Annotated in this window: 28 protein-coding genes; 15 read left to right on the top strand and 13 right to left on the bottom strand. The window is 51.7% G+C overall.

Annotated features, from left to right (window positions below):
* Positions 1-10: 10 nt before the first annotated feature.
* The 6 genes from ACFQ1Z_RS10315 (at position 11) to ACFQ1Z_RS10340 (ending at position 3,693) form a co-directional block, all read left to right on the top strand.
* On the top strand, positions 11-1,087 hold the full coding sequence (locus ACFQ1Z_RS10315) for a hybrid sensor histidine kinase/response regulator (RefSeq protein ID WP_379057444.1): 1,077 nt from the start codon (positions 11-13) through the stop codon (positions 1,085-1,087).
* Between the two features lie 308 nt (positions 1,088-1,395).
* A complete protein-coding gene (locus tag ACFQ1Z_RS10320; protein ID WP_379057446.1) occupies positions 1,396-1,551 on the top strand; it encodes a DUF3309 family protein in 156 nt (51 codons plus the stop codon).
* Positions 1,552-1,602: 51 nt separating this feature from the next.
* Positions 1,603-1,953, top strand: coding sequence for a hypothetical protein (locus ACFQ1Z_RS10325; protein WP_379057448.1), 351 nt, complete (start codon positions 1,603-1,605; stop codon positions 1,951-1,953).
* 61 nt (positions 1,954-2,014) lie between these two features.
* Positions 2,015-2,569 carry a peptidoglycan-associated lipoprotein Pal gene (gene pal, locus ACFQ1Z_RS10330; protein WP_379057450.1) on the top strand — a complete coding sequence of 185 codons (555 nt, stop codon included), beginning with the start codon at positions 2,015-2,017 and terminating at the stop codon, positions 2,567-2,569.
* Positions 2,570-2,903: 334 nt separating this feature from the next.
* A complete protein-coding gene (locus tag ACFQ1Z_RS10335; protein WP_379057452.1) occupies positions 2,904-3,047 on the top strand; it encodes a hypothetical protein in 144 nt (47 codons plus the stop codon).
* A 10-nt stretch (positions 3,048-3,057) separates the two neighbouring features.
* Positions 3,058-3,693, top strand: a complete 636-nt coding sequence (locus ACFQ1Z_RS10340) for a hypothetical protein (RefSeq protein ID WP_379057453.1) — start codon at positions 3,058-3,060, stop codon at positions 3,691-3,693.
* A gap of 48 nt (positions 3,694-3,741) precedes the next feature.
* On the opposite strand, the gene ACFQ1Z_RS10345 is transcribed toward ACFQ1Z_RS10340, so the two are convergent.
* The 6 genes from ACFQ1Z_RS10345 to ACFQ1Z_RS10370 are packed head-to-tail and all read right to left on the bottom strand — an operon-like array spanning position 3,742 to position 9,752.
* On the bottom strand, positions 3,742-5,256 hold the full coding sequence (locus ACFQ1Z_RS10345; protein WP_379057454.1) for an ATP-binding response regulator: 1,515 nt from the start codon (positions 5,254-5,256) through the stop codon (positions 3,742-3,744).
* Positions 5,253-7,052 (bottom strand): ATP-binding protein, encoded by a 1,800-nt coding sequence (locus ACFQ1Z_RS10350; protein WP_379057455.1) that lies wholly within the window; start codon positions 7,050-7,052, stop codon positions 5,253-5,255. The genes ACFQ1Z_RS10345 and ACFQ1Z_RS10350 overlap by 4 nt, the downstream gene beginning before the upstream one ends.
* Positions 7,053-7,058: 6 nt before the next feature.
* Complete coding sequence (locus tag ACFQ1Z_RS10355; RefSeq protein ID WP_379057456.1) at positions 7,059-8,069, bottom strand: ATP-binding SpoIIE family protein phosphatase; 1,011 nt, start codon at positions 8,067-8,069, stop codon at positions 7,059-7,061.
* Positions 8,069-8,485: an anti-sigma regulatory factor gene (locus tag ACFQ1Z_RS10360; protein WP_379057457.1), complete on the bottom strand. Its 417-nt coding sequence runs from the start codon at positions 8,483-8,485 to the stop codon at positions 8,069-8,071. The genes ACFQ1Z_RS10355 and ACFQ1Z_RS10360 overlap by 1 nt, the downstream gene beginning before the upstream one ends.
* Positions 8,486-8,525: 40 nt before the next feature.
* On the bottom strand, positions 8,526-8,879 hold the full coding sequence (locus tag ACFQ1Z_RS10365; protein WP_379057458.1) for an STAS domain-containing protein: 354 nt from the start codon (positions 8,877-8,879) through the stop codon (positions 8,526-8,528).
* Between the two features lie 9 nt (positions 8,880-8,888).
* Complete coding sequence (locus ACFQ1Z_RS10370) at positions 8,889-9,752, bottom strand: STAS domain-containing protein (protein WP_379057459.1); 864 nt, start codon at positions 9,750-9,752, stop codon at positions 8,889-8,891.
* A 574-nt stretch (positions 9,753-10,326) separates the two neighbouring features.
* Between ACFQ1Z_RS10370 and ACFQ1Z_RS10375 the strand changes: the two genes are divergently transcribed.
* The 4 genes from ACFQ1Z_RS10375 to ACFQ1Z_RS10390 all read left to right on the top strand — a co-directional run bounded on the left by ACFQ1Z_RS10375 (position 10,327) and on the right by ACFQ1Z_RS10390 (position 13,391).
* On the top strand, positions 10,327-11,463 hold the full coding sequence (locus tag ACFQ1Z_RS10375) for a toll/interleukin-1 receptor domain-containing protein (protein WP_379057460.1): 1,137 nt from the start codon (positions 10,327-10,329) through the stop codon (positions 11,461-11,463).
* A 2-nt stretch (positions 11,464-11,465) separates the two neighbouring features.
* Positions 11,466-12,053 carry an SLOG domain-containing protein gene (locus ACFQ1Z_RS10380; RefSeq protein ID WP_379057461.1) on the top strand — a complete coding sequence of 196 codons (588 nt, stop codon included), beginning with the start codon at positions 11,466-11,468 and terminating at the stop codon, positions 12,051-12,053.
* Between the two features lie 116 nt (positions 12,054-12,169).
* Complete coding sequence (locus ACFQ1Z_RS10385; protein ID WP_379057462.1) at positions 12,170-12,661, top strand: TIR domain-containing protein; 492 nt, start codon at positions 12,170-12,172, stop codon at positions 12,659-12,661.
* A 316-nt stretch (positions 12,662-12,977) separates the two neighbouring features.
* Positions 12,978-13,391 carry a CBS domain-containing protein gene (locus ACFQ1Z_RS10390; RefSeq protein WP_379057463.1) on the top strand — a complete coding sequence of 138 codons (414 nt, stop codon included), beginning with the start codon at positions 12,978-12,980 and terminating at the stop codon, positions 13,389-13,391.
* 40 nt (positions 13,392-13,431) lie between these two features.
* Here the strand turns inward: ACFQ1Z_RS10390 and ACFQ1Z_RS10395 are convergent, their stop codons facing one another.
* Positions 13,432-13,866, bottom strand: coding sequence for a DUF6232 family protein (locus ACFQ1Z_RS10395; protein WP_379057465.1), 435 nt, complete (start codon positions 13,864-13,866; stop codon positions 13,432-13,434).
* Between the two features lie 600 nt (positions 13,867-14,466).
* Between ACFQ1Z_RS10395 and ACFQ1Z_RS10400 the strand changes: the two genes are divergently transcribed.
* Both ACFQ1Z_RS10400 and ACFQ1Z_RS10405 read left to right on the top strand, forming a co-directional pair.
* A complete protein-coding gene (locus tag ACFQ1Z_RS10400; protein ID WP_379057466.1) occupies positions 14,467-14,724 on the top strand; it encodes a DUF3309 family protein in 258 nt (85 codons plus the stop codon).
* Positions 14,725-14,835: 111 nt separating this feature from the next.
* A complete protein-coding gene (locus ACFQ1Z_RS10405; protein WP_379057467.1) occupies positions 14,836-15,822 on the top strand; it encodes a hypothetical protein in 987 nt (328 codons plus the stop codon).
* 360 nt (positions 15,823-16,182) lie between these two features.
* Here the strand turns inward: ACFQ1Z_RS10405 and ACFQ1Z_RS10410 are convergent, their stop codons facing one another.
* The 3 genes from ACFQ1Z_RS10410 to ACFQ1Z_RS10420 all read right to left on the bottom strand — a co-directional run bounded on the left by ACFQ1Z_RS10410 (position 16,183) and on the right by ACFQ1Z_RS10420 (position 20,008).
* Entirely contained in the window at positions 16,183-18,030 is a 1,848-nt protein-coding gene (locus ACFQ1Z_RS10410; RefSeq protein WP_379057468.1) for a GGDEF domain-containing protein, read from the bottom strand.
* Positions 18,031-18,280: 250 nt separating this feature from the next.
* Positions 18,281-19,459: a globin domain-containing protein gene (locus ACFQ1Z_RS10415; protein WP_379057469.1), complete on the bottom strand. Its 1,179-nt coding sequence runs from the start codon at positions 19,457-19,459 to the stop codon at positions 18,281-18,283.
* Positions 19,460-19,555: 96 nt separating this feature from the next.
* Positions 19,556-20,008: an RrF2 family transcriptional regulator gene (locus ACFQ1Z_RS10420; protein WP_379057470.1), complete on the bottom strand. Its 453-nt coding sequence runs from the start codon at positions 20,006-20,008 to the stop codon at positions 19,556-19,558.
* Positions 20,009-20,221: 213 nt separating this feature from the next.
* Between ACFQ1Z_RS10420 and ACFQ1Z_RS10425 the strand changes: the two genes are divergently transcribed.
* The gene (locus ACFQ1Z_RS10425) at positions 20,222-20,377 is read left to right on the top strand and encodes a DUF3309 family protein (protein ID WP_379057471.1); all 156 of its coding nucleotides are present in this window, start codon (positions 20,222-20,224) and stop codon (positions 20,375-20,377) included.
* A 182-nt stretch (positions 20,378-20,559) separates the two neighbouring features.
* Here ACFQ1Z_RS10425 and ACFQ1Z_RS10430 read toward each other — a convergent pair whose 3' ends face one another.
* Together ACFQ1Z_RS10430 and ACFQ1Z_RS10435 are read right to left on the bottom strand one after the other, a co-directional pair.
* The gene (locus ACFQ1Z_RS10430; protein ID WP_379057472.1) at positions 20,560-22,182 is read right to left on the bottom strand and encodes an EAL domain-containing protein; all 1,623 of its coding nucleotides are present in this window, start codon (positions 22,180-22,182) and stop codon (positions 20,560-20,562) included.
* A gap of 332 nt (positions 22,183-22,514) precedes the next feature.
* Entirely contained in the window at positions 22,515-22,997 is a 483-nt protein-coding gene (locus ACFQ1Z_RS10435; protein ID WP_379057473.1) for a DUF421 domain-containing protein, read from the bottom strand.
* Between the two features lie 268 nt (positions 22,998-23,265).
* Here ACFQ1Z_RS10435 and ACFQ1Z_RS10440 point away from each other — a divergent pair, with 268 nt between their 5' ends.
* Together ACFQ1Z_RS10440 and ACFQ1Z_RS10445 are read left to right on the top strand one after the other, a co-directional pair.
* Positions 23,266-23,418 carry a DUF3309 domain-containing protein gene (locus tag ACFQ1Z_RS10440; RefSeq protein ID WP_379057474.1) on the top strand — a complete coding sequence of 51 codons (153 nt, stop codon included), beginning with the start codon at positions 23,266-23,268 and terminating at the stop codon, positions 23,416-23,418.
* A gap of 2 nt (positions 23,419-23,420) precedes the next feature.
* Positions 23,421-23,726, top strand: a complete 306-nt coding sequence (locus tag ACFQ1Z_RS10445) for a hypothetical protein (protein WP_379057475.1) — start codon at positions 23,421-23,423, stop codon at positions 23,724-23,726.
* A 63-nt stretch (positions 23,727-23,789) separates the two neighbouring features.
* Here ACFQ1Z_RS10445 and ACFQ1Z_RS10450 read toward each other — a convergent pair whose 3' ends face one another.
* The gene (locus tag ACFQ1Z_RS10450; RefSeq protein ID WP_379057476.1) at positions 23,790-23,978 is read right to left on the bottom strand and encodes a hypothetical protein; all 189 of its coding nucleotides are present in this window, start codon (positions 23,976-23,978) and stop codon (positions 23,790-23,792) included.
* Positions 23,979-24,150 lie beyond the last annotated feature (172 nt).

Genomic DNA, 24,150 nt, shown 5'->3' on the forward strand with positions numbered 1-24,150 from the left:
AGATGAGTTCATGGCCATACTTGGCCATGAACTGCGCAACCCATTGGCGCCTATCATGATGTCCCTGGATGTCCTGAAACTCAAAAACCAGGGCGACCTGCCTAACGAGCTGCATATCATAGACCGCCAAGCCAAGCACCTGGCCCAGCTGGTGGATGATCTGCTGGATATCTCGCGTATCACCGCCGGTAAGACCACCCTGAAAAATGAGCTGGTGGACCTTAATGATGTGCTGGCCAGGGCCATAGAAAACTGTACGCCGCTGTTGAACGAAAAACGGCATCATTTCAGCAAAAGCTTGTCGGCCGGGCATACGCATTTTGTGCGTGGCGATGCTTATCGCCTGATTCAGATCTTCAGCAACCTGTTGAATAATGCCGCCAAATTCATGGACGAGGGCGGGCAGATCTCCGTCAGCGCCATGCCCAGCGGCAACATGATAGAGATCACTATCCAGGATCAGGGGCCGGGCATTCCGGCTGAGTTGCTGCCCAATATATTCAATATGTTCGAGCAGGGCAGGCAAACTCTGGAAAGGTCGCAAGGCGGCCTGGGCATAGGCTTGTCGGTGGTGAAAAGCTTGGTCGAGTTGCATAAGGGCAGGGTGCAGGTAGAAAGTGTGGAAGGCCATGGCGCCAAATTCTCAGTGCTGCTGCCTATGGCGCAGGATACAGCCCCGGCGGCGACCATCGCTGAGAAAGCTGCCCACACGGTATCGACCAGGAAGATACTGCTGGTCGATGACAATGTCGATGCTGTGCAAACCCTGGCTGAATACTTGCAACTGATAGGCTATATCACTGCCACCGCGACCCATCCTGACGATGCACTGGTGATGCTGCCTGAATTTGACCCCGATATCGTCATCCTCGATATCGGATTGCCAGGCATGAGCGGCTATGAACTGGCCACTCTCATCAGAAACAACGCACGCCAGGCTCCCTTTATGATCGCGCTCACCGGCTATGGCCAGCAAAAAGATATCGCCATGTCGCAGCAGGCAGGTTTTGATATCCACCTCACCAAACCGATCGCGCTGGAGGCATTGGAAGCCGCGCTTTCCAATCTGGATCTTCAGCTTAAATAGCCAATCTCTTGCAGCAATCTGATGCAGGTTCTGTGCCTGGCGTTTGTAGGAAAAATTTTATTTAACTTCCCCCTCTGAACGAGGCCTGTACAGGCTGCCGTTCATCCGAAATCTTCCATCTCTAGCGCCTGATGGTGTCTGTTTTCTTGTCCGAAGATTCCTACGTTAAATTCAGCTGAAACGGTATACAGCGTTTCTGACAAAGCCTGCATGATTGAGCCTACAGACATTGAGTGACAAGACTTGCTTGCAACAATGAGCTTGCCCCTCGATTTTCAATATTGTTAGGTAAGGTTTAGGAGAAGTTCATGCTGCATACCATTTTGATCGTGCTGTTAATTCTCGCTCTGATAGGCGCCTTGCCTACCTGGCCACATAGCGCTAAATGGGGCTATTACCCAAGCGGCGGCCTCGGCCTGGTGTTGCTGATTTTGATTATCCTGGTGCTCACCGGCGGCGCATGATGCCGGCTGAAGTACTGTCGCTTAACCGCAAGGCTAGCAGGAGATTTTGTCATGAGTCATGCCCAGAGTTCTAGTGAATATGTTGCAAACGAAGTCAGCAATGGTATTTCTTTAGCCAGTGTGACTGTAGGCGTTGTCGCCGCAGCGCTGTTTCTACTGGTGTCTTCCTATCTGTCTAATGAGACCAGCTGGAATATCCCCAGTGACCGCGCCTGGGTCTCCACCAGCCTGACCGGTAATGACCTGTCTGCAAACGCGTGGCCTGCGCCGGCTAGCGAGCCGCTGCCGACTCTGCATCCCCAGCCACACAAGCAATTAAAGTCAGCCATTGATGAAGCGGCGCATTTTTCAGATGCTTTATATAGCGCAGACTTTATGAATTCTTCTGCCGAACCTACTTAATGGTGGTGGATGTACATATGTGTAGGCTGATCTGATAACACTATATTTCAAGGAAAAAAACATGAACCATCATTTGTGGAAAGTTGCTGCTCTGGTATTGCTGTTATCCGCTTGTAAAAGCACACCCATGAACCCTGCGGTGAATGAGGGTTCCAGCGTAACGCGCCCCATGCCGGCCGCGCAGGATGAGCGCAGTGCTGATACGCCTGCCGCGCCTAACAAGATCACCATTAAAACGGTAGATGTTGATTCCAGTAAGGATGAGCTGAGTGCAGCTGAACTGGCAAAACGCCAGATCTTCTTTGATTACGATAGTGATGCCATCCGTGATGAATACCGTGGCCTGATCACCCATCATGCGAAATACCTGGTGGCACATCCGCAAACCAAAGTGGTGGTGCAAGGCAACACCGATGAACGTGGCAGCCATGAATACAACCTGGCTCTGGGCCAGCGCCGTGCGGTGGCAGTGAAAAAAGCGCTCAATCTCGAGGGCGTGAACGACCAGCAGATTGAAACGGTGAGCTATGGTGAAGAGCGCGCCAAGCAGAATTGCGCCGAGGAGGATTGCTTCCAGCACGACAGGCGCGTAGATGTGGTCTATTCCGCTCAGTAAGCTGTAGCCGGCGCTAACTGCTTGTGTCAGATAGCGCCTACTGCGGAATCAGCGCTTTCACTATATTGAAAAGTCATGCCACTTGAGAAGATAGCAATAACAGAAGTGTCTGGCTTAGAGCGCTTCTGTTGTTCCCTGAGACCCCCAATCTTTTTTCCCCACTCCGGTGGGGATTTTTTTCTGAGATTTCCGGTGAATATCAAATGAATCAATCACTTAGTGTGTAGATTCTTACAGCAAACTCAGCCTGGAAGCACTACACCATCATGCCGGTTTGACGCATCATGGATTAAGTAGAACAGATATGTAGCGAAAGTTAAACCACAGGTTAGGCATGGCAAAAAGACAACTCAATAAAGAAAAATTAAGCACCATCACCACCATGGCTATTTCAGCGGGCGTGGTGGTTGCGTCTGTGTTGATGATGCTGGTCATATTTGTCGGCACTATCCTGCTGATAGGCATAGTGCTGGGCTGATGGGTGAACAATGACAGTCAACTCTGATCCAGCCAGCGCCGTCGCCCTCAGGTTCGAGATCATCAAACGCCTGGCGCCCGGTTTCCGTCACCGCATGCTGGGACGCATGCAACCCATCGCCTTGCTATCGCAGCTGATGGGTAAAAAGATACAGGCTGGCCAGACCGAATCCGGCTTTTTGTTAAAACGTCTGCAGGAGCTCAAGGATTCATTGAGTGCCGCTACCAACGCCACCGTGGATCTATTCAGCTGGCTCAACCCTGACGATCAAAGCTTGCAGCCCTTGAACAGCATAGTGGAAGAGTGCCTGGATCTGCTTAAAATGGATATTTATACCAGCAACGTGGTGTTTGATAACACCATCACAGCGCAGGCGCTGGTCAGGGCCAGCAGGCTCAGGCATATTCTGGCGGCCTGCCTGCTGACCTTTATCGATAGCACTGAAAAGCCGGCGCGAGTGACACTTTCTGCACAGCAAGTGTCGGGAGACTGGCAGCTGGAGATGAGCATACAGCCTGTAGACGCTGCGCCCAAACTGATGAATGCAGATGCTAGTTTTGTGAACTGGGAGGCGATACAGCTGGTCAGCGAGGGCGCACTGCTGGTCAAAGAACAGCAGCGTATCGTGATATCCAACCTGGTTTAAGCTTTTAAGCACAGGCTTGCGCAGTCTTCGTAGTACTGAAGCCCGGTTTTACAGCCCCAGATTGATAGATTCTATCTTTTCATAATCGAGTGGCTTGGTCAGATGCAGATCAAAACCTGCATCCAGCGCCATCTGTTTGTCAGTCTCGGTACCATAGCCGGTGAGGGCGATCAGGTAGCATAGACTGATATTCTCTGTTTTGCGTATTGCTTGCGCGACTTCATAGCCGGTCATGTCCGGCAAGCCTATGTCCAGGAAAATAATACTGGGCTGAAACTCTTGCGCCGCGGCCAGGCCCTGTTTGCCGGAATTGGCGGTGCGCACCTCATTGCCAGCCAGTTGTAATAAAGCCGACAGGGTGTTGGCAGCATCCTCATTGTCATCTACTACCAGCACGCGCGCATTTTCGCGTGGCAGCAATGGCGTGGCTGCTGCCGGCACCTGGTCTTGCGGTTGCTCCACCAGTTTGAGTGCCAGCGTGAAGGTACTGCCCTGATCCTTGCCGGGGCTGGTGACGCGGATCTCGCCATGGTGCAGGTCGGTCAGGTTTTTAACCAGCGCCAGCCCTATGCCCAGGCCTTCGTGGGTGCGTTCTTCGGTATGTGCATGCTGCACGAACAGTTCAAAAATATTCTGCAGATGCTCTACATCCAGGCCTATGCCGTTATCAGAGACCTGGATCAGCACACAGTGACCTTCTTTCACCACATTAACGGCGATCTTGCCACCCGAAGGCGTGAATTTGGCGGCGTTATTGATCAGGTTGCTGATGATCTGTATCAGGCGGACTTTATCGCCCGACACCCACAGTGCCTGCTTAACGATGTTGATGCTGAGTTGATGGCTGCGGTCGGTGATCAGGTTGCTGCTGCTTTCTGCGGCAGCTTCTACAAAATCGCGTACATTGAGGGTTTCTATATCCAGGGATATCTTGCCCTGCGAGATCCTGGAAACGTCCAGCAGATCGTCGACCAGTTTCACCATCTGGTCGGTCTGGCGCGAGATGATATCCAGCAGCTCAAACTCTTTGCCACTCAGGTTGGTATTCAGGGTCTTGAGCAGCTTGATGGAGTTTCTGATCGGGCCTAGCGGGTTGCGCAGCTCATGTGCCAGCGTGGCGAGAAAGATATCTTTGCGCTTGTCTATCTCGCGCACATCCTGCTCCGCCAGGCTGAGCCTGAGCAGGGCCTTGATATTCACCACCAACTCTTCAGGCTCTATCGGTTCAAACAGGTAATTATCCGCGCCGCACTCAATGCCGTTGATCTTGTCGACCAGTGTGATAAATGAGGCCGAGGTCTGCAAGATGGCGATGGCGTCAGTGGCAGTTTCAGATTTTAAGCGCCTGCACACCTCAAAACCGTTGATATCCGGCAAGCGGGTATCCAGCAAAACAAGGTTGGGCTGCTCACTTTTGGCCATGCTCAGCGCATCTGCACCATTGGCGGCTTCTATCACTCTGAAACCGGCCTTGATCAGTATCCTGGATTTGGCATAGCGGGTGGCGTCAGTGTCATCCACATTCAGGATTAAAAAATCACTGAGCGCGTGATCCCTGATCATTGCGCCTCCTTGTGCCTGAGTGTGGTGCTGTCTTCTGCCTGTGTGTCATCGCCCTGCACGCCCAGTAATTGTCTTAAACTGGCTAGGAGGTCGGCTTTGAGCAAGGGTTTGTGAAAATAGGCATCGGCACCCAGGGCCAGGCCTTTACGTTCGTCTTCTACGCTGGAGGCGATGATCACCGGCACCTGATTACGCTGCTCATCCTGTTTCAGGTCAGCCAGCCAGCGCCATGAGTCTTCACCTTTGAGCAGGATATCCAATAACACCGCCGCCGGTCTTGCCTGGCTCCACAAGGCATTGGCCTCGCGTAAAGAGCGGGCCGGTACTACCCTGAACTCGCTATCTGCCAGGTAGCGTTCATACAGCAACTGCTCATAGGCTTCGTCTTCAATGATCATCACCGGCAAGCGCTCATCGGCCACCGTTGATGCCGGCACCACTTCTTCAACCGGGTTGATCGCTTTGTAGAAGGCGGGAACCGTCACCGAAAAGGTCGAGCCCTCGCCCAGGGTGCTGGTGACCGCGACTTTGCCTTTAAGCAGGGTGGCCAGGTTTTTACACAGTGGCAAGCCCAGGCCAGTGCCTTTGACGCCTTTCTGCAAATGGTTCTCTACCTGGGAGAACTCCTCGAAAATAAGCTCCAGGTATTCCGGCGCGATGCCCAGGCCGGTATCTTTCACCGAGAAAGTCACGCATTGGTCTTTGGCAATAGAAACGCTGACATCTATGCTGCCCACCTCGGTGAATTTAAGCGAGTTGGAGATGAAGTTACGCAGGATCTGCGAGATCTTAGGCTCGTCCTGATACATCTCTATATCTTGTTCAGGCAGCGTGAAATTAAGGGCCAGCTTGTTTGATACCAGCAATGGTTTAAGCATGCCGCGCAAGGCGCTGATCATTTCGCTGACATAAAAAGTGGTTGGTTTGATCTCGGTCTTGCCGGCTTCGATCTTGGCGATATCGAGCAGGTCATTCACCAGGTCGCTTAAAGAAACAGCTCCTTTGAGTATGTACTGGACCTGCACCTCCTGCTCGGTGGTGAGGTCGCCATCCATTCTGTCCAGCAGCAGTTTTGCCAGGGCACGGATAGAGTTGAGCGGCGTCCTGAACTCATGGCTCATATTGGACAGAAAGCGCGATTTAAGCTCGTCGGCGCGGCGCAGATGGCTGGCTTTTTCATCCAGCTCTGCATAGAGCGCCACCACGCCACGGTTGGTATCTTCAAGTTCTTGCGTCAGCGACAGCAGTTCTTTTTGCCTGGCATTCAATTCATCCAGCGTGCGCAGTAATTCGCGGTTCTGATGCTGCACTTCGGATAAGGAGATATTCGGCGCTAGGTCAGACAGCTCCGAGATCGAGCTGCCGACCATGGTCGGGGTCAGCAAGGGCGCAGTCGCCGGCAGGAATTTGTGCAGCGTGATGGTGGTACCGCCGCTGTTAGTGGTGATGTCAAAGCGGTCCATCAGCCTTTTAGCGCCTATCACCCCCAGCCCCATGCCGGTAGGTGATTGATAGCCACCAGACAGCACTTCCTTGATATGCGGAATGCCCGGGCCTTTGTCTTCGATCACTATCTTTAACAGCTGGGGCACGGTAGTGCCTTCGATCGAATATTCTATGCGGCCTTTGCCGGCGTAGTTGTAGACGTTTCTTGCCAGCTCGGAAACTGAGGTAGACACGCGTGCCTGGTCTTGCAGGGCTAAGCCACAGATAGCCGCGATATCCCTGGCGCGCTGCCGGGCAGCCAGGACATCAAATTCATTTTCTATGCTGAGGGCGAGAAATCTGATAGCCATATAAGCCTAATTTAATATGCGCTTGAACACCACTATGGTGGCGTCATCGCGACCACGCGTGAAATCGCGGTGTATCACCGCGGCAATGACCGCGGAGTGACGTTTTTCAAGCTCCGGATACTGTTGCATGGTCCATTTGGTGCCTATGCCATCGGAGTGCATGATGACGATAGAATCTTCGCTCCATTTGTGTAAGAACTCCTGCGTCTTGTGCATGTTGTTACCAACGATGCCGTTATGGCTGATCAGGTGCTGGCGGCTTTCTGCCGCGACTATACAGCCGGCAATGTTACCCACGCCGCAATAGCGCAGCTCATTGGCGCTGACATCCACTTTGGCGATGGCGACGGCTGCGCCGCGACTGCCGCGCATCAGCTGATGGCTGTTTTGCATGAGCCGGTTGGGGAACAGCTCTGGATCATCGTGCAGTGCCTGCACCGCCAGCAAAGAGGCATCCGCTGCGCCCTGACCATGACCCAGGCCATCGGCCACCACCACACTCAGCGTATTGCTGGCAGCGACCGCAGTCCACGAGTCACCACACACAGGTTCACTGGCAAGCGGCAGGCACATATTGCCTATCTCCCAGAAATTGTGCGCGATGACAGCGGGGTCTGCCCACATGATCATCAGCAGCACTGTGCCTTTATCCTGCTCCGAGTAAATGTCTATAAAATGCGCCAGCCGTTTGATCGCGCCTAACCCTGTGCCAGAAGTGCCGGTAGAGGAGTTGCCGTCTTCAAAGTTGATCGCCACATTGTGCATACCGGGGCCGGAATCTACGGCCAGCACCTCTATGCCATGCTTGTCGCCCTGCGAGATCGGCCGCAGGTAGATCTGTCCCGACTTGGCGTGCTTGCCGATATTGGTAGCCGCCTCGGTGATGATGATCGCCAGTTCACCAGAACGTATATCATCGAATCCCAGTTTGCGGCTTAAATCTACGCCTGCCCTGCGCACAGATGAAACTTCGCTGAGTTCGCCTATATTATGGCAACTTTGTGTTCCAAAATTCATTATGCGAGTTTCCATTTTCTAATGATGACATGTGTGCCGTTGCCGGGCTGTGTTTCCAGATGAAACTCATCAGAAAGTTTTTTTGCGCCACTTAAACCAAGCCCCAGGCCACCACCGCTGGTATAGCCATCGGTCAGTGCCAGGTCAACATCCGCGATCCCCGGGCCATCGTCTGTAAATAACAGTTCAACGCCGGTTTTGGCAGATTGATCCACTTTGCTTAAATGGCATTCGCCGCCTTTGCCGTATTTCAGCGTGTTACGGGCGAGCTCGCTGGCGGCGGTGATCATTTTGGTCTGGTCGACGATGCCGAACCCCAGCGCTATCAATTCCTCGCGCACCCGTTTTCTTAAACGGACCACGTCCTCGTCACTGTATAAGGGCAGCACTATCGCGTCTGCTGTTGCTGTTTTCATTTAAACACCATGCGCTGTTGTTTTACACCTGAGTAGCCGCTCATGTGTTGTGTTCTAACATGGCGATGCCACGCTCCACGTTGAGCGCAGTGATCACGCCTTCCAGGGCCAGACCCAGTTCAACCAGGGTGATGGCAACCGCCGGCTGCATGCCCACCACCACGGTTTTCGCGTCCAGGATCTTGGCCATAGCGGCCGTATTACTGATCATGCGGCCTATGAATGAATCAACGATATCCAGTGCAGAAATATCGATCAGCACGCCTTTGGCGCGGTCTTTCACAATGCGATCGGTTAGATCTTCTTGCAAGGTCATGGCCAGCCGGTCATGCATATCGACCTGAATGGTGACAAGTAACAGCGGGCCCATCCTCAGGATTGGAATGCGTTCCATGCTTTCCCCTTAAACCGCTAGTGGACTACTGAAAGAAGCGCCGGTCTTTTTCAGCGCGATGACAAAAGCGTCAGCCAGAGTGGCTTTGGTGATCACATCTTCCAGATTCACTCCCAGGTGCACTATGGTCTGCGCGATCTGCGGACGTATACCGCTGATAATACAATCGGCACCCATCAGGCGGGCAGCGGCAATGGTTTTCAGCAGATGTTGCGCGACCAGGGTATCTACCGTAGGCACGCCGGTGATATCGATAATGGCGATCAGTGCGCCGGTTTCGACGATCTTTTGCAACAGGTTTTCCATCACCACCTGGGTCCTGGCACTATCCAGGGTGCCTATCAGCGGCAGTGCCAGCACGTTTTGCCACAGTTGCACTACCGGCGTGGATAATTCGAGTAATTCCTGTTGTTGACGCAGGATGACCTGTTCGCGCGCTTTTTGGTAAACCTCTATGGTAAACAGGCCCAGGTTATCAAACAGTATGGTGGTGGTTGCCATCTCGTCAGCCAATTGCTGAGGGTTATCTGCCAGCACGCTGCGCAACAGTCTAAAGATAGGCTCTTTAAAAGCGAAGATCAGGCCCGCGGTTTCAGCCGGGGAGAAACCCTGCTTGACCCTGGATTGAGAAAACTCGGTCAGCAACTGTTTTGTTTCGGCCCACACGCCGTCATTCAGGTTGTATGTGGTTGTTTTCGGGATATTGGATTCCAGCAGTTTCAACAACTGCGCCGCCTGTTGCCGTATTTCTGATTCCGCCACTTTGTCAAAGCGTATGGCCTTGGTTTTTGTGGCCAAGATCAATTCATCGACTAAACCCTCTTGATTGCCTTTGATCACTTGTGCGAGTTGCAATGCTGATTCCTGACTCATTTTTATCTCCGTTGTTCGGTTGCCGGCGCATAGATCACCGTGTCTTTTTTAAAAGCACTTAAATCTTTTGTTTATAAACTGAAATAGCTGCTGTAACACGCAGTCTAACTGGTTTTGTCAGGATTTGGGAGGATTCTTAAAATACCTGCGATTGTAAGTATTTGTTGTGTTAACGGGCAGTGATTCTGCGATTGATTGCTGGTTTTTTTACTGGCTGATGATTTAAGTTGACTGTGGATTCTTACACCAAGTTCAGTCTAACTTGTATAGGCATGCTGAGGGCAGTATCGCATGATGCAGCTACATTCTGCGCTGATGAGGGTCACAAAAAGCCATTGATGTTGGTACTATACTGATAGCGATAAATATATTTGCTATATTTGCAGTGTAAGGCCAGGCAGATAGTACTTGCTATCGATAGCGTGATCTGAAGTGGTTAAGAATGAAAAGCGGCTGCTGTCATAATGAGTCAGCGCGTTAGTACTAGCTGTGGAATAATAGGCTGACCAGCCAGGCAAGCCTGATATTTGCATATGCACGATTTCTTCGGTAAAAATGATATGAATGCCTTGAAATGACTTTTTTATACCAGCTCGCGGTGCTAGGTGCGCCGTCACAGATACAGATCAGCAAGCTCAGTGAAAGTCTGGCTCAGGCATTGGCCCCGTTAAATCTTGGTTTAGGCCATGAGGTGGCTTTGGAGGTATTGCCCGCTACGTTTAAACCGCATCAGCTGCAACCGGCTGCCGCTGTGTTTTTTGCTGACGTGCAGGCCGATACTGACAAGCTTGAAGAATTGCTGCAACGCGGGGTGCCGGTGTTGCCAGTGGTTTCCAGTTTAGACCATGCGACCATCGAATTGCCTGAGATATTACAGCCGCTTAACTGCTTGAGCGATGCTGATACCGACGTGATCGCAGCCAGCCTGCTGGAAAGTGTGGGTCTATTGCCCAGGCAGCGGCGGGTATTTATCAGCTACAGGCGCGATGAGGCCGCTACCGCTGCGACACAATTATTCAATGCGCTGGTGGAGCGGCAGTTTGATGTATTCCTCGATAGCCAGGGCACGGCACCGGCGGCAGAGGAAGAGGCGCTGTCATGGCACAACCTTTATGATGCCGATGTTTTGCTGATGCTGGACACGCCTAACTATTTTGAAAATCGCTGGACCAATGCCGAGTTCGGCCGGGTGCTGGCCAAAGGCATCAGTGTGCTGAAAGTCAGCTGGCCTGATGCCGCTGCTTCAATGAGGTCATCCACCGCCAGCGTGTTGAAACTTGCAGCAACTGATTTCAGCCCGGATGCTGCGCATATGGCTGAACAAACACTGCTGCGTATCTGCCAGCAACTGGAAGAAGTGCGTAGCCAGAACCATGCGGTACGTGCGGTGAACCTGGTCAGCAGTATACGGCTCGCCATTCAGGCCATAGGCGGCAAAATGCTGGGCGTCAGCACGCATAAAGCCGTGCATCTGCAATTGCCAGGCGGTGAGCATGTGACTGTCTACCCCACCGCCGGCGTCCCGGTACCCTTTAATCTGCAACAAGCGGTGATGCATACCCCAGGCCAGCCGGTGGCTGTGGTGTACGACCCTATAGGCCTGCACCAGGCAGGGCTGACGCACCTGGACTGGCTGAAAACACATACACAAGCCGCCAGCTGGATCAAAGCGACTGAAGCCGATGTGCAATTCAGCAAGTGGGGGCATTAAGCATGGGCGCGATATTTCTCTCAGCCAGTGTGCCGACCACTAACCGCGGCACTTACCACGAGACGGCCAATCCTTTCCTGATCCAGTGCGCGGTGCGTGAATTGCTGCTCACGGTGATCCGCCAGCATAAGATCATCTGGGGCGGTCACCCGGCCATCACCCCCATGCTGTGGAGCATTTGTGAAGACCTGGGCGTAGATTATGCCCAGGCAGTGGTGTTATACCAGAGCAAGTTTTTTGCAGATGATTACCCTGAAGAAAACCGTCAGTTCGGCAATGTGATCTTTACCGACGCTATAGCCGGAGACCGCGAAGCCAGTGTGCTGCATATGCGCAAGCAGATGCTCTCCAGGCCAGACCTGACCGGCGCCGTGTTTATAGGCGGCATGGAAGGCGTGGAAACCGAGCATGCCATCTTCAAATACTATCATCCGCAAGCCAGCGTCTTAGCGGTGCCTTCGCCCGGCGGTGCTGCCCTGACTCTGGCCCTGGATCATGGCTATGGCACACAGGCCGATCTGGCTGATATCGACTTTGCGCGCTTATTTCATACCCATTTTTCCTATAGCGATCGCCACGCTATCCAGTAGTACCTGCCTGCTGGTCTGTCGTTGACTGGCATCCGCTCAAACAAAAATCTGCAATTTGATATTCAGCCGCCTTTTGGTTTAAAGTACCATGCTGGTTTTGAGCTACAAGGTGATTTATGGCGCGCAGGGTTTTCTATAGCTTTGATTACGAAAGCGATTGCTGGCGTGCTTCCATGGTGCGCAATATAGGCGTAGTGGAAGGCAATCAGCCGGCCATGGATAACACCTGGGAAAGCGTCAAACGCGGTGATGAGGCAGCTATCATGCGCTGGATAGATGATGAGCTCAATCGCCGTAGCTGCACCATAGTGCTGATAGGGGCTGAAACTGCCAACAGCCGCTGGGTGAATTATGAAATAGAGAAATCACTGAGCAGTGGTAAAGGCATCTTCGGCATACGCATACACAGATTACTCGACCAGAACCAGCAGGAGTCTGTTGCCGGCCCTGACCCTTTTGCCACCCTGACCTTGCCTGACGGCAGGCCATTATCTGCCATCATCCCCACCTATGACCCGCCAGGGGCCAGCAGTAAAGAAGTCTATGCCTATATCAGTGAACATCTGGAACAATGGATAGAGGACGCCATCGCCAACCGGCAGCGCTGAACGGTTGTAGTACGGCACACCCTGGGTAAAACCAGTCACACGTTTGACCGGCTATGCGTATCGTTCATCGCAAATATGTGGGGGTGCCAGTCTTTCCCTGATTTATCCCCTGCATAAAGTTGAGCTTAAACCGCTGTTCATTCTAACTTGAGTCCGTGTGTCAGATGAATCTGCGCGCATTTGCATCAAAGTCTGACGTGGCTATCAGCCTGGTACGGATAATCAGGCGGCGCTCGCAACATTAAAATGTGTTCTAACAGTGCTTTAACTTCTACCCCTGAAAGCTGGCACAGTGAGATTGGATAAGGAAACACATATGCTGATAAGCCAGATTATGACCCCGGAAGTGATAGTCGCCTCGCCTGAAGATACCTTGCGTAGTGCCGCGCAGATCATGGCAGAGCATGACCTGGGCATATTGCCTATCTGCGAAAATGGTGCGTTGATAGGCATGTTGTCTGACAGGGATATCACCATACGCGCAGTAGCGCGCGGCTTGTCGCTGGAGCACACCAGGATAAGCCAGTTGCTGGGTACTGAAGCTAAATATATGTATGACGACCAGACGGTAGAAGATGCTGCGCGCTATATGCAGCGCTTTCAGGTACGCAGATTGCCGGTGCTGAACAGCGAATACCAGTTAGTCGGTATCGTCTCGCTGGCTGATCTGGCGCTCACAGACAGCTCGGTGGCGGCTACAGCGCTGACAGCGATCTCGCAGCCAGCCTGAGCTCGTGGGTTTGCTTCAGCAGATTTAATCAGACACAGGGCTATGAAGCGCCAAAGCTGATATCGCTGTAAGCCGGTTCCGGGCCAGCTGGTATATTCAATTTAAGCTGGTTTGCAGGCTGCATGGCTGTATCCAGTGCATGTATCACCTTTTCGGTGAACAGACGGTCACTGCTGGTGACCACGCGTTGTTCTCCGCTGCTGGTATGAATCACCACCGAGTATCTGGTGCCGCCAGCAACCCATAAAACGATCCCCAGCAACACACAAAAACCACCCAGGGCAAACAAGCTGCCTTCGTCCAGCAGCAATGCCACGCCGCAAAATAACAGGATCAGCGCCAATATGCGCTTAGGTTCAACCAACCGTGATTCAACCTGCTGAATATCGGCAATGGCATAGGTTTTGCCATCCACCTTTAAATGCTGGGGACTGATAGTGATATCAGCATGACTGAATAATAGATTCTCATCCATAACTTGACCTTTACTAGGTTTAAGCGGGGGAGAAGATGGAAGATAAAACAGCGACCACTTATACGCCCACGCACACTGCGTGTTACGTTAATCAACGAAATCATTCGCATGCTGCAGAAATAAGAAAACTATCAGGGGAGCACGAGAGGGAGATTTAAAACAACAATTTCAGACAACTGCTCTGATGCAACTGCTGCAAACGGTTACCAACAGAACTGGGTTTTAACACTTTTACTAGACTGTGAAAGTTCAATATACGCTTATTTTTCAGCATGCAAAGCATCTTTGCATATGTAAATCTGATGCTGGTGAATTCCACGGATGTTCTGCAAAAAACAATTCAAAATCAGTCACTTGCCAGCATGCCTTTATGACAGTGGCATGAAGGTTTTTTTGCTGTTCCACCGCTGGCTCTACAGCGGGACTAAGGCATCTGGGCAGACTACAGCTCCCCCGCCATCTAGCATCAGCTAACGCTCTAACAGCCAAACCCAGCGCTGGCGCACTGCGTCCGACGATTCCTACAAACAATTCAGTAGAAATGCGATGGAGCAGGCGCTGATAAATGCGCATGATTGAGCCTCATTCTACTGGTATGAAATGCATAGTCTGGTCGCGGAAAAGTTTGCGCTTACACCGCATGCAGCAACCGCAATCAAACTCTTAAATCGTGTAGTCATTTATTTGATTTTTGGAGGGATCATGGTTGGGGATGTGTTGATCGGGCTGCTGATCCTGGCTTTATTTTTTGCAATGCCAGCATGGCCGTACAGTAGCAAATGGGGTTATTACCCGATAGGGATCATAGGTTCAGCACTGGTTCTGATGCTGATCTTGTCGCTGATAGGGTTGATTTAAGCTGATAGGTTAGATTTAGAACGGGACATAAACCCGGTTTTAAAGCAGCCCTGAAAGCAGGATGTACCAGTTGAAACAAAAAACTTAATTATAAATTTATGGAGCTACATCATGGCACAAGCTATTTTATCCACTGACCCGTCAGCGGGTCGCACAAGTAATCCCACTGCGGTGAGTACTCTCAATGGCAGTGCCATCTCGTGGTCTGCCATCCTGCTGGGCGCAGTCGCGGCTGCGGTGTTGTCGCTGATTCTTTTTCTGCTGGGCACCGGCCTGGGCTTATCTTCCATCTCGCCATGGGCACACGATGGTGTGACGGCAACCACTTTTGGTATTGCCGCCATTATCTGGATCACCGTGACGCAAGCGCTGGCTTCTGGCCTGGGTGGTTATCTGACTGGCCGACTGCGCGTGCGCTGGCAGGATACTGATGCCGACGAAGTTTATTTCCGTGATACGGCGCATGGCTTTATCGCCTGGAGTATCGCTACCCTGGCAACGGCGGCCTTGCTGACCAGTGTGATAGGCTCGGTAGTCAGCACCGGTGTGCAGGCAACAGCCAGTGTGGCTGGGGGTGCGGCGGCAGCAACGGGTGCAGTAGCGGCTGCGAGTAGCAGCGCTGGCGATCAGGCCAGTGATGCTAACGCTTATTTTGTCGATGCCTTGTTCAGAGCGAATACCACCACTGCGGTGACCGATACGCCTGACCATGACCCGGCGACTGACCACCATCATGCTGCTGCTAATCATGCAGCTGGCACAGTGAGTGCAGAAGAAGTGCCGACTGCCGAGGTAGGTCGTATCTTCGCTACTTCACTGGCTAACGACTCTTTGTCAGCTGAAGATGCCAGCTATATCGCGCAACTGATCTCCCAGCATACCAATCTGACCCAGCAAGAAGCTGAAACGCGCGTGAAAGAGATTTACAACAACGTGCAGACTAAAGCTAAAGAAGCCGAAACCAAAGCCAAAGAAGCTGCCGATAAAGCGCGTAAAGCTTCAGTCGGCATCAGCTTGTGGTTGTTTGTTTCATTGCTGATCGGTGCGTTCTCAGCCAGCCTGGCTGCTACCTGGGGTGGTCGCTGCCGTGATGCGTAATCGCGCTTCCTACCGTACTCAATGCCAGCCAACTCAATATTGTTAATTTTGCGGGAGATTTAAAATGCGTTCATTACTACTGTTTTTTTTAGGCGTGCCTATTCCACTGATCATACTGATCGCCCTGTTTGTACGCTGACTGCTGACAGTGCTTATGCCTGGCAAGCCCGGGGATAAGCACTTGAAAAGCAGGCTCAATATCAATGTTTAATGCGGAGGTCATATGCGCTCATTACTGCTGTATTTTATCGGTGTCCCTATCCCTATCATTATCCTGATCGCTTTATTCGTACGTTGATCAGCTAACAGCATCAAAAATTCAAAGCAAAAAAGGCGAAGCATGCTTCGCCTTTTTTGCGCTTAAACCCGGCGCTCTATAAACAGGCTGTTGCCGGGGATTTTTTTGGCCTGTTTTTTTGCCAGGCTGACGGCGGAAGACAGCTCATGCTGTGACCCGTATTTACCCGGTTTCACTTTCACCGCGCCTATAGACAGGCTAACAAACGGATACTGCACCACTTTACCCTGCCGGTCTTCAGCCACTATGCCACCGGCCGCTTTGTGCGCATCGTCATAAAAAGCGGGGATATCTTGTTCCAGGCTGGCCAATATCTGTTTACAGCGTGCCTGCCAGTCTTCGCTCTGAAAGATCACGATAAAATCATCACCGCCTATATGGCCGACAAAATCAAAATGCTGGTCCACATGGTCCAGCAGCAGTTTGGCGGTGTAGCTGATGATCTCATCGCCACGGCGGAAGCCATAAATATCGTTATATGGCTTGAAAGTATCCAGATCAAAATAGCAGACGCAGAATTTGCATTCAGAGGTCAGCAGGCGCTCCAGCTGCTCATTGATGGGCACATTGCCGGGCAACAGGGTGATAGGATTAGCGTAGCGCGCGGCGTTGATCTGCATCTGCGTGACTTCGCGCAGCAGGTCCTGGCCGCGGCCTATGCCGAGGTAGCGGCCGTTGTCGGTGATGATAAAACCATTGCTGAAGTGCTGCGCTTCTTCGGCGATGATGTCGCTGAGTGCCTTCAGGCTCATGGATTTTTCCACGATCAGCGGATGGGCATCCATAAAGGTCTCGGAGCAGCGGCGGTTGCCGTATAGCTCACGGCGGTAAGGCCGCGCCAGGTTATCTATCATGGCGTAGCGCGTGATCAGCCCGATGGGGATCTCACCATCGACCACCGGCAGCATATGTATGCTGCTGTCAGACTCTATCAGCCGCATGACTTCGTTATTGGTCATGTCGGCCGGGATAGGCGGAAGGTACTTCAGTAACTTGTTGACGTTGGAGCGGTGATCAAGCGCTACATAGTTATTCTGGTACAGATGCAGGGTGTTTCTGACCAGCTGCTTTTTGACTTCTGCATCTATGGCCAGTATCAGCCCGGCTTGCGGCCGGCCGAGAAAGTAGCCCTGGCCGAAATCGATCTTGAGGTCCTTGATGATGCACAGTTCTTCATACGCTTCTATACCCTCGGCGATCACCTTGGCACCGGAGTTCTGCGCGATCTGCTGGATAGAACGCACGAACTCGAACTTGACCTGGTCGAGATGGATGTTACGGATAAAGTGCTTGTCTATCTTGACGTAGTCCGGCTTCAGTTCTGACCACAGGCGCAAGCTGGAAAAGCCTTCGCCCAGGTCATCCATGGCGATCTCGAAACCGATGTTGCGGTAATACTGCACTGCCTCGCGCAGCAGGCCATAATCCATATTGCGCGTCTGTTCGGTGACTTCGATAATGATCTGCTTGGGTTCCAGCCCCAGGCTGGCCAGGTAGGCCAGGGTCTCGCCCTTGTTGGGCGCCGACATGAGCAGCATCTCCGGCGTGCTGTTAAGAAACAGCTTGCGCGATTTGCAGGTGGCGGCGTAATTCTCGAGCACGATCTGGCGGCTCAGATGCTCCATTTCCGGCAAAAACAGTTGTTCTTTAGCGGCACTGAACAGGTCCAGCGGCGAGTGCAGGCTGCTAGCAGCCGGGCCGCGTATCAGGCCCTCAAAGCCATAAATGTCGGCACTCTGCAATGACACTATGGGCTGATAGACCGAAGTCAGGTTGCGATTGAGCAGGATATCCACGATAGCCTGCGAGTGCGTATCACGGCTAGTTTCAAACAGCTGGCGTTGATCATCTGCCCACTTGGCGCCCCAGCTGTAAGCAAGGTTTGCGATCGATTTTGCGGTTCTATCCATAGGGCTATTCTTGTTGTGGGCGAGCATCGCTGACTTATCTATTGATGACGATTCTCTAGCAATAACGTAAGCGAAGGCCGTTAACTTAAACCAGAAATGCCGATTTCTGCCGTTTTCACAAAAGATTCAAAATTGCAGCGAATATGTAAATGGCGTTATCCACGCCATCAGTGTGCTGCCCAGAGCAAGCAAAAGCTCAACGCAAAGGCCTGATAGCCAGGCCTTTGCGCATGCTGCGACACCAGTATTCTTAAACCAGCTCTTCTAGCAGATCGGGCCCGAACACTTCTTTATGGATATTGGCGACGGCAACCCCGGCTTCGACCAAGCGTTGTTTCTGCGCCTGCATAAAACCGGTAGGCCCACACATATAGATCTGTGCCTGGCCAAGCACGGCAGGCGGGATATCAGTCACCGTCAGCCGGCCGGGAGCTTCTGCTGCCTGGCCGCTATACAGCTTGAATGTCAGCTGCGGCATGGCCGCCAGCGCCTGTTCAATATCCGCCCGGTGCAGATACTCTTCTGGCGAGCGCACCGCATACAGCAGATGCACAGGATGTTGCGGGCTGACTTTGGCCAGGTGGTTCAGCGCCGAGATCATGGGGGTGATGCCCACGCCAGCCGCCAGCATGACGATAGGCTGGTCGGGCCTGGCCTCAATGGCAAACTCGCCATACGGATGGCTGATGGCTAGCGTGTCATCCAGTTTGAGATGGTCATGTAGCCAGTTGGAGACCGATTTATCTGCCGCCGCGCCAGTGAGATGTTCTTTCTTAACGGTGATGGACAAGCTGTTTTTACCGGGCGCATCAGACAAACTGTATTGTCTGGGCTGGCGCTGGCCATCGGCGAACGTGACATAGACGCTGATGTATTGACCGGGGATATACGCCGGCACCGCCGCCTGGCCCAGTGGCTGCAACCTGAAGGTTTTTGCGCCAGGGCTTTGCGTGATGATCTCGGCTACCCGCATCTGGGTCAGTGTGCCTGGTGCCACGGTGTCGCCGTAGAGTTTTTTCTCTTCGGCGATCAGGGCATTGGCCAGCGCGCCGTAGGCTTCTGCCCAGGCAGCGATCAGTTCAGGCGTGGCGGCCTCGCCCAGCACTTCCTTGATCGCACCCAGTAAATGCGTACCCACGATAGGGTAAAGGTCGGCAGTGATGCCCAAGGAGGCATGTTTATGCACTATGCGCGTGATCACCGGTGCCAGTGCCGCAGGCTGCTCAAAGTTTGCCGCATAGGCGAACACCGCTGCCGCCAGGGATTGCTGCTGTATGCCATCGGCCTGGTTACGCATATTGAACACATTCAGCAGTTGCGGATGCGCCTTGAACAGGTTGGCATAGAACACGGTAGTAATTTTGACGCCGTGCTCGCGCAATACAGGCACACTGGCTTTGATATAGGGAATCGCACTTTCTGAAAACATTACTCTCTCCTTTTATATTATGCATTAATTATGCATATTTAAATGTCAAAAAAATGGGCAGTTTCGCCCAGGTATCTTGCTACACCTAGTATTTTGTTATACAACAAGTCTTATATAGTCGTATTGCAATGTCTGTATGTCACCGGTAGACCTGCCTTTGAGGATGCTGGCCAGGGTATAGGTGTTCAAGGTGTCATAAAAAGTATTCAGTGCATGGCTGAGTGCAGACTTCAGCCCGCAGGCCGGGTTCAGCACGCAGTGCAGGGCTTCGCAATCGATCAGGTGTTCTGAACCTTCGAGTAACCTGACCAGATCACCGACCCTGATCTGATCGGCAGGGCGGGCCAGCTCTATGCCACCGGCACGCCCGCGCAGTGAACGTATATAACCATGCCTGGTCAGGGTGGCAGACACCTTGACCAGGTGATTGCGCGCCATTTTAAATTGCTGCGCCACTTCTGCCACCGTGACCGGCGGCGACTGCCTGTCATTCACTGCCAAATACATTAGCAGCCGCAAGCCTAAATCTGAAAAGCGCGTGAGTTGCACACATGTTCCTTGGTTGATTTAATGTGCATTATAAATGCATATTAAAAGCAGTCAAGCACAGATTCTGCTATCGGAATATTCCTACATTTAATTCAGCCATAAGGATATAGCGAGTTTAATGGCATCGCTGCATGATTGAGCCTCAATTAATTTTAATAACTCAAAACAAAATTGCTAGCTTTCCGGCAATCGTTTGAAGTCTAGGAGACCGCTATGCTTAGAACTGTCCTGCTTGTGATTCTTATTCTTGCCCTGGTCGGTGCCTTGCCGGCTTGGCCTTACAGCGCAAATTGGGGCTATTACCCAAGTGGTGGGCTGGGACTGGTAGTGCTTATCCTGCTGATACTTGCATTAACCGGCAGGTTGTAGGAAAAACTCAATCGACTGGCTTGGGCAGTAATGTCTGAGCCAGTTTTTATTTCTGCGTTCATTTTAAAAACTTATACAGCAATGATCATGGCTAAACGTTACTTAAGCGCAACTGCCGTGCATATCTGTGAGCTTCATTGACCACAACCCGGTCAGACTGGTGCTTAACTCTGCATGCATCACTAAATAACCGTTTCACTCAGCGCCAGCGCTTGCGCATTTTTTTCCAGGTAGCTGTAAAAATCTTTGCGTTTGAGCGATTTAGAATACAACCAGCCCTGCACATATTTCACGCCACGCTCGCGTAGTATCTGCGCCTGCTGCTCGGTCTCTACCCCTTCGGCCACCATGTCCAGCTGCAAAGTTTTTGCCATTTCTATGATATGGAAAGCTACATGGCTGGTCACTGCATCGGTACCCACTGAGTCGACAAAAGTCTTGTCTATCTTGAGGTGATCGAGCTCAAATTTGGTCAGGTAAGACAGGCTGGAGTAACCGGTGCCAAAATCGTCTATCGCCACCATCACGCCGCAGGCGCGTATGTTTTTAATCGTGGTCAGCGCTTCTTCATCATCCAGAAAACCGCGTTCGGTGACTTCGATCACGATCTGCCTGCCCTGCGCGCCTGTGGATTTTTTCAGGTGCTCTATCATGGGTAATAACTCGCCGGAACGGATATCCTGCGAAGAAATATTGATACCTACATGAAAGTGTTTGTGCATATTGAGCGCAGTGTGCAGGTCTTTAGCCACTAACTCGAACACGCGCTGCGTGATCTGGCAAATAACCCCGGAAGCCTCTGCCGCCGGGATAAAAGTGTCAGGACTGATAATGTTATTGTCCGGCGTTTTCCAGCGTATCAGCGCTTCGGCACCTACGCACTGATTATTCTGCAGGTTAATGATGGGCTGGTATTCAAGGTAGAACTCGTTATTGGCCAGCGCACGCAGGATGGCGGATTTTGTCGAATAGCGGGTGCGCTGCATATAAACGAAAATGCCGCCTAGCGAGATACCCACCACCATCGCCAGCGGGATCAGTATCTGGATAAAAGACACCAGATCGTCATTGATATCCTGCAACGGCATGGCGGCTACCACGCCGGTCATGTTCAGCTGGTTAGGTGCCATATAAACCAGCATATGGCGTTCTTTATCTATAAAAGTGAGTGCTTGCTTGCCCTGGTATCTTTGCAGCCACTCAGCAGCGATCTCACCTCTGGAAGTATACAGATTGTGCGACTGGATACCGAAAATGCCGACCGACACCCCGGAATTACCCAACGCTTCTATGGCATGGCTGGGCACCATGACGATGGCCCAGCCGGCTTTTTCCATCACCACCAGGTGGTGATTCTGCCAGTCGGCGACTTTGATATTGGCCCATAGGCGGGTGCCGTCAGGCTCTACCCTGAACGGGGTGCCCAGGCTGATGCCGTCGAATACTTCAGAGATAGAAGAGCAGACGATGCGGTCATCTTTGACATGGGCGACCGCCTGCAGGAAAAAACCGGAAATATTGAATTCCTGCATCTTCTGGATATGCTGTGGCGCACAGGCTTCTTCTTCTGCCACATGGGAAAAATGCGCGACCACCTTGGTGAATTGCTCGCGGGTAGAACTCATGCGCATAAGCACGCCGTTAGTGATCTCGCGCAGGCGTCTGGTTTCTTTTGAGATGGCCTGATTCTGGGCGATCATCAGCGATAAAAAGATAGACACAAAGGCGGTGATCACAATGAGCAGGAGAGTGACACCGGTCAGCACCCGCTTGTTACGCCATCCCATTTTTAACAGATTATTCATATAGCTACATCCTTCCACAAGATCAGTCTTATCGCTGCGTCTTTAACTTTCACCGGCCGGTATACATGGCCGGTCAGGGGCGCGGGATAAGCGTGTGCAATCTGGAAATGAGTAGATACGCGCTAGGTACAAGAGTGATAAACATGGCTTATTTTTTTTCGTTAATGTTATTTGGATATCGATCTTGAAGCTTTATGGAAACAAAATAAACTGGTACAGATTTTGTTCCATAACTTGGTTATCGGCGCGAGATAGCCAAGCTGTAGAGTAAACCGCGATTAAATGTTAAATTTTTTTATTTTATAGCCTGGGATAGTAAATCTGCTGTGCGATCACGCGTTGTCAAACTTAACGACGCTGATCTCGCCATCCATTTCTATCTGCATCTGTTTCACTTCGGCGATGCTGGCTATGCCTTCTTCCCTGAGCTTGGCCATGATCTCATCTTTGGTGACAAACTCTTTGCGCATCTGTTTTCTTTGCAGCATGCCGTTCTTAACCAGCACCAGCGGTTGTGCCTCTACCATACGCCTTACCCAGGTATATTTGAAACTGAGGAAATCGATGAGCAGGTTCCAGAACACCAGCACGACGATCAGCACCAACCCGTCAGAAATGGATTTGGCGTCACCACTCATGGCATTCTGCGAAGCATCGGCAATGATTACCACAAACAGGAAATCGCTGACGCCCACACTGCCCATGCTGCGGCGCAATATAGACCGGAAGATAATAAACAGGAACCAGTAAACCACAGAGCCGCGCAGGATTATCTCCCACAGTGGAATGGTCAAGTGAAATGTTGAGAGATCCATCTGTAGTCGCCCCTTAAAATGTGAGCGTGCGTAGCGCAAGCTTGGGGTGAATGCTACAAAATTACACGTATTTAATTTGTCAGATGTGGATGAAAAGCATGTAGGAAAGGGCTGAAACTGCGTGCCAGTCATTAAGCTTCTGCCTATGATAATGCGTATGGTGTGCGTCCATTCCTACAATGATTTCAGTCTTAATGACATAACGCTATCTGCCAACTCTTGGCAACATATTGACGTTTATACAGTCATAAAGTGTTAGGAGAGTGTGATGCTCAGTACCGTATTGTTAGTAATATTGATTGTTGCCGTGATCGGTGCCTTGCCAACTTGGCCGCACAGTGCCAACTGGGGATATTACCCGAGTGGGGGATTGGGCCTGGTGCTGCTGATCCTGATCATAGTGGCACTGACAGGAGCTTAATCATGGTGAGCGAGACACAGATCAATCAGGCAGACCCCAATCCGCAGGTAGAGAAAGACACTTTGCATAGCGGTGAAGTGAGTGCTCGCCTACTCATGGATATATTCGTCAACCATTTCAAACTGCTGACCGGCGAGGCGCTGCTGGCAAGCAAGCTAGCAAGCGTCTGGTACGATAAACAGAAAAGCCAGGAAGACCTGGTCAACGGGCTTGAATACGCCAAGGCACAAGAATGGATAGTGGCGCTGGATGAAGCGTTTCGCCTGACTGAAGCTGGATTCCAGGCTGCGGATGTAGCCGACGAATAAAGAGCGTGTTAAAGCACTGCACATTGCAGTGCTGCACACTAACTATTGCAACAGTCGCAGCGCTTAGGCCTGAGTGCCGCCTATGATATCTGGCTGTACATCTGGCGTTGCCGGTTCAGTCGGCTGATAGGGCGTATCTGGGTCCGGTTTGATCGGCTTGTGAGTCTCTTCAGGAAAAACCGGATGGGTAGTCTCTTCGGCTGCCACGATTTCTGCATTGGCAAAGTGTTGTTCTATTAGTGATTGTGGCATGTATCTCTCCGGGTAATAATTAACCATAGCTTTCAAGATACTTTCTAAAAGCGGATCTTCTTATCGGTGATTACCTGAAAAAGCTGTCAGATTTTCTTGATCATGCCTGATGCACGAAAAGCAGAATGCGCATGATGAGAATTCCTACGCAGGTTTCCTTAAATCGCCGACA

Origin of the sequence: Methylophilus luteus, assembly GCF_042676265.1 — a bacterium.
GTDB lineage: Bacteria > Pseudomonadota > Gammaproteobacteria > Burkholderiales > Methylophilaceae > Methylophilus > Methylophilus luteus.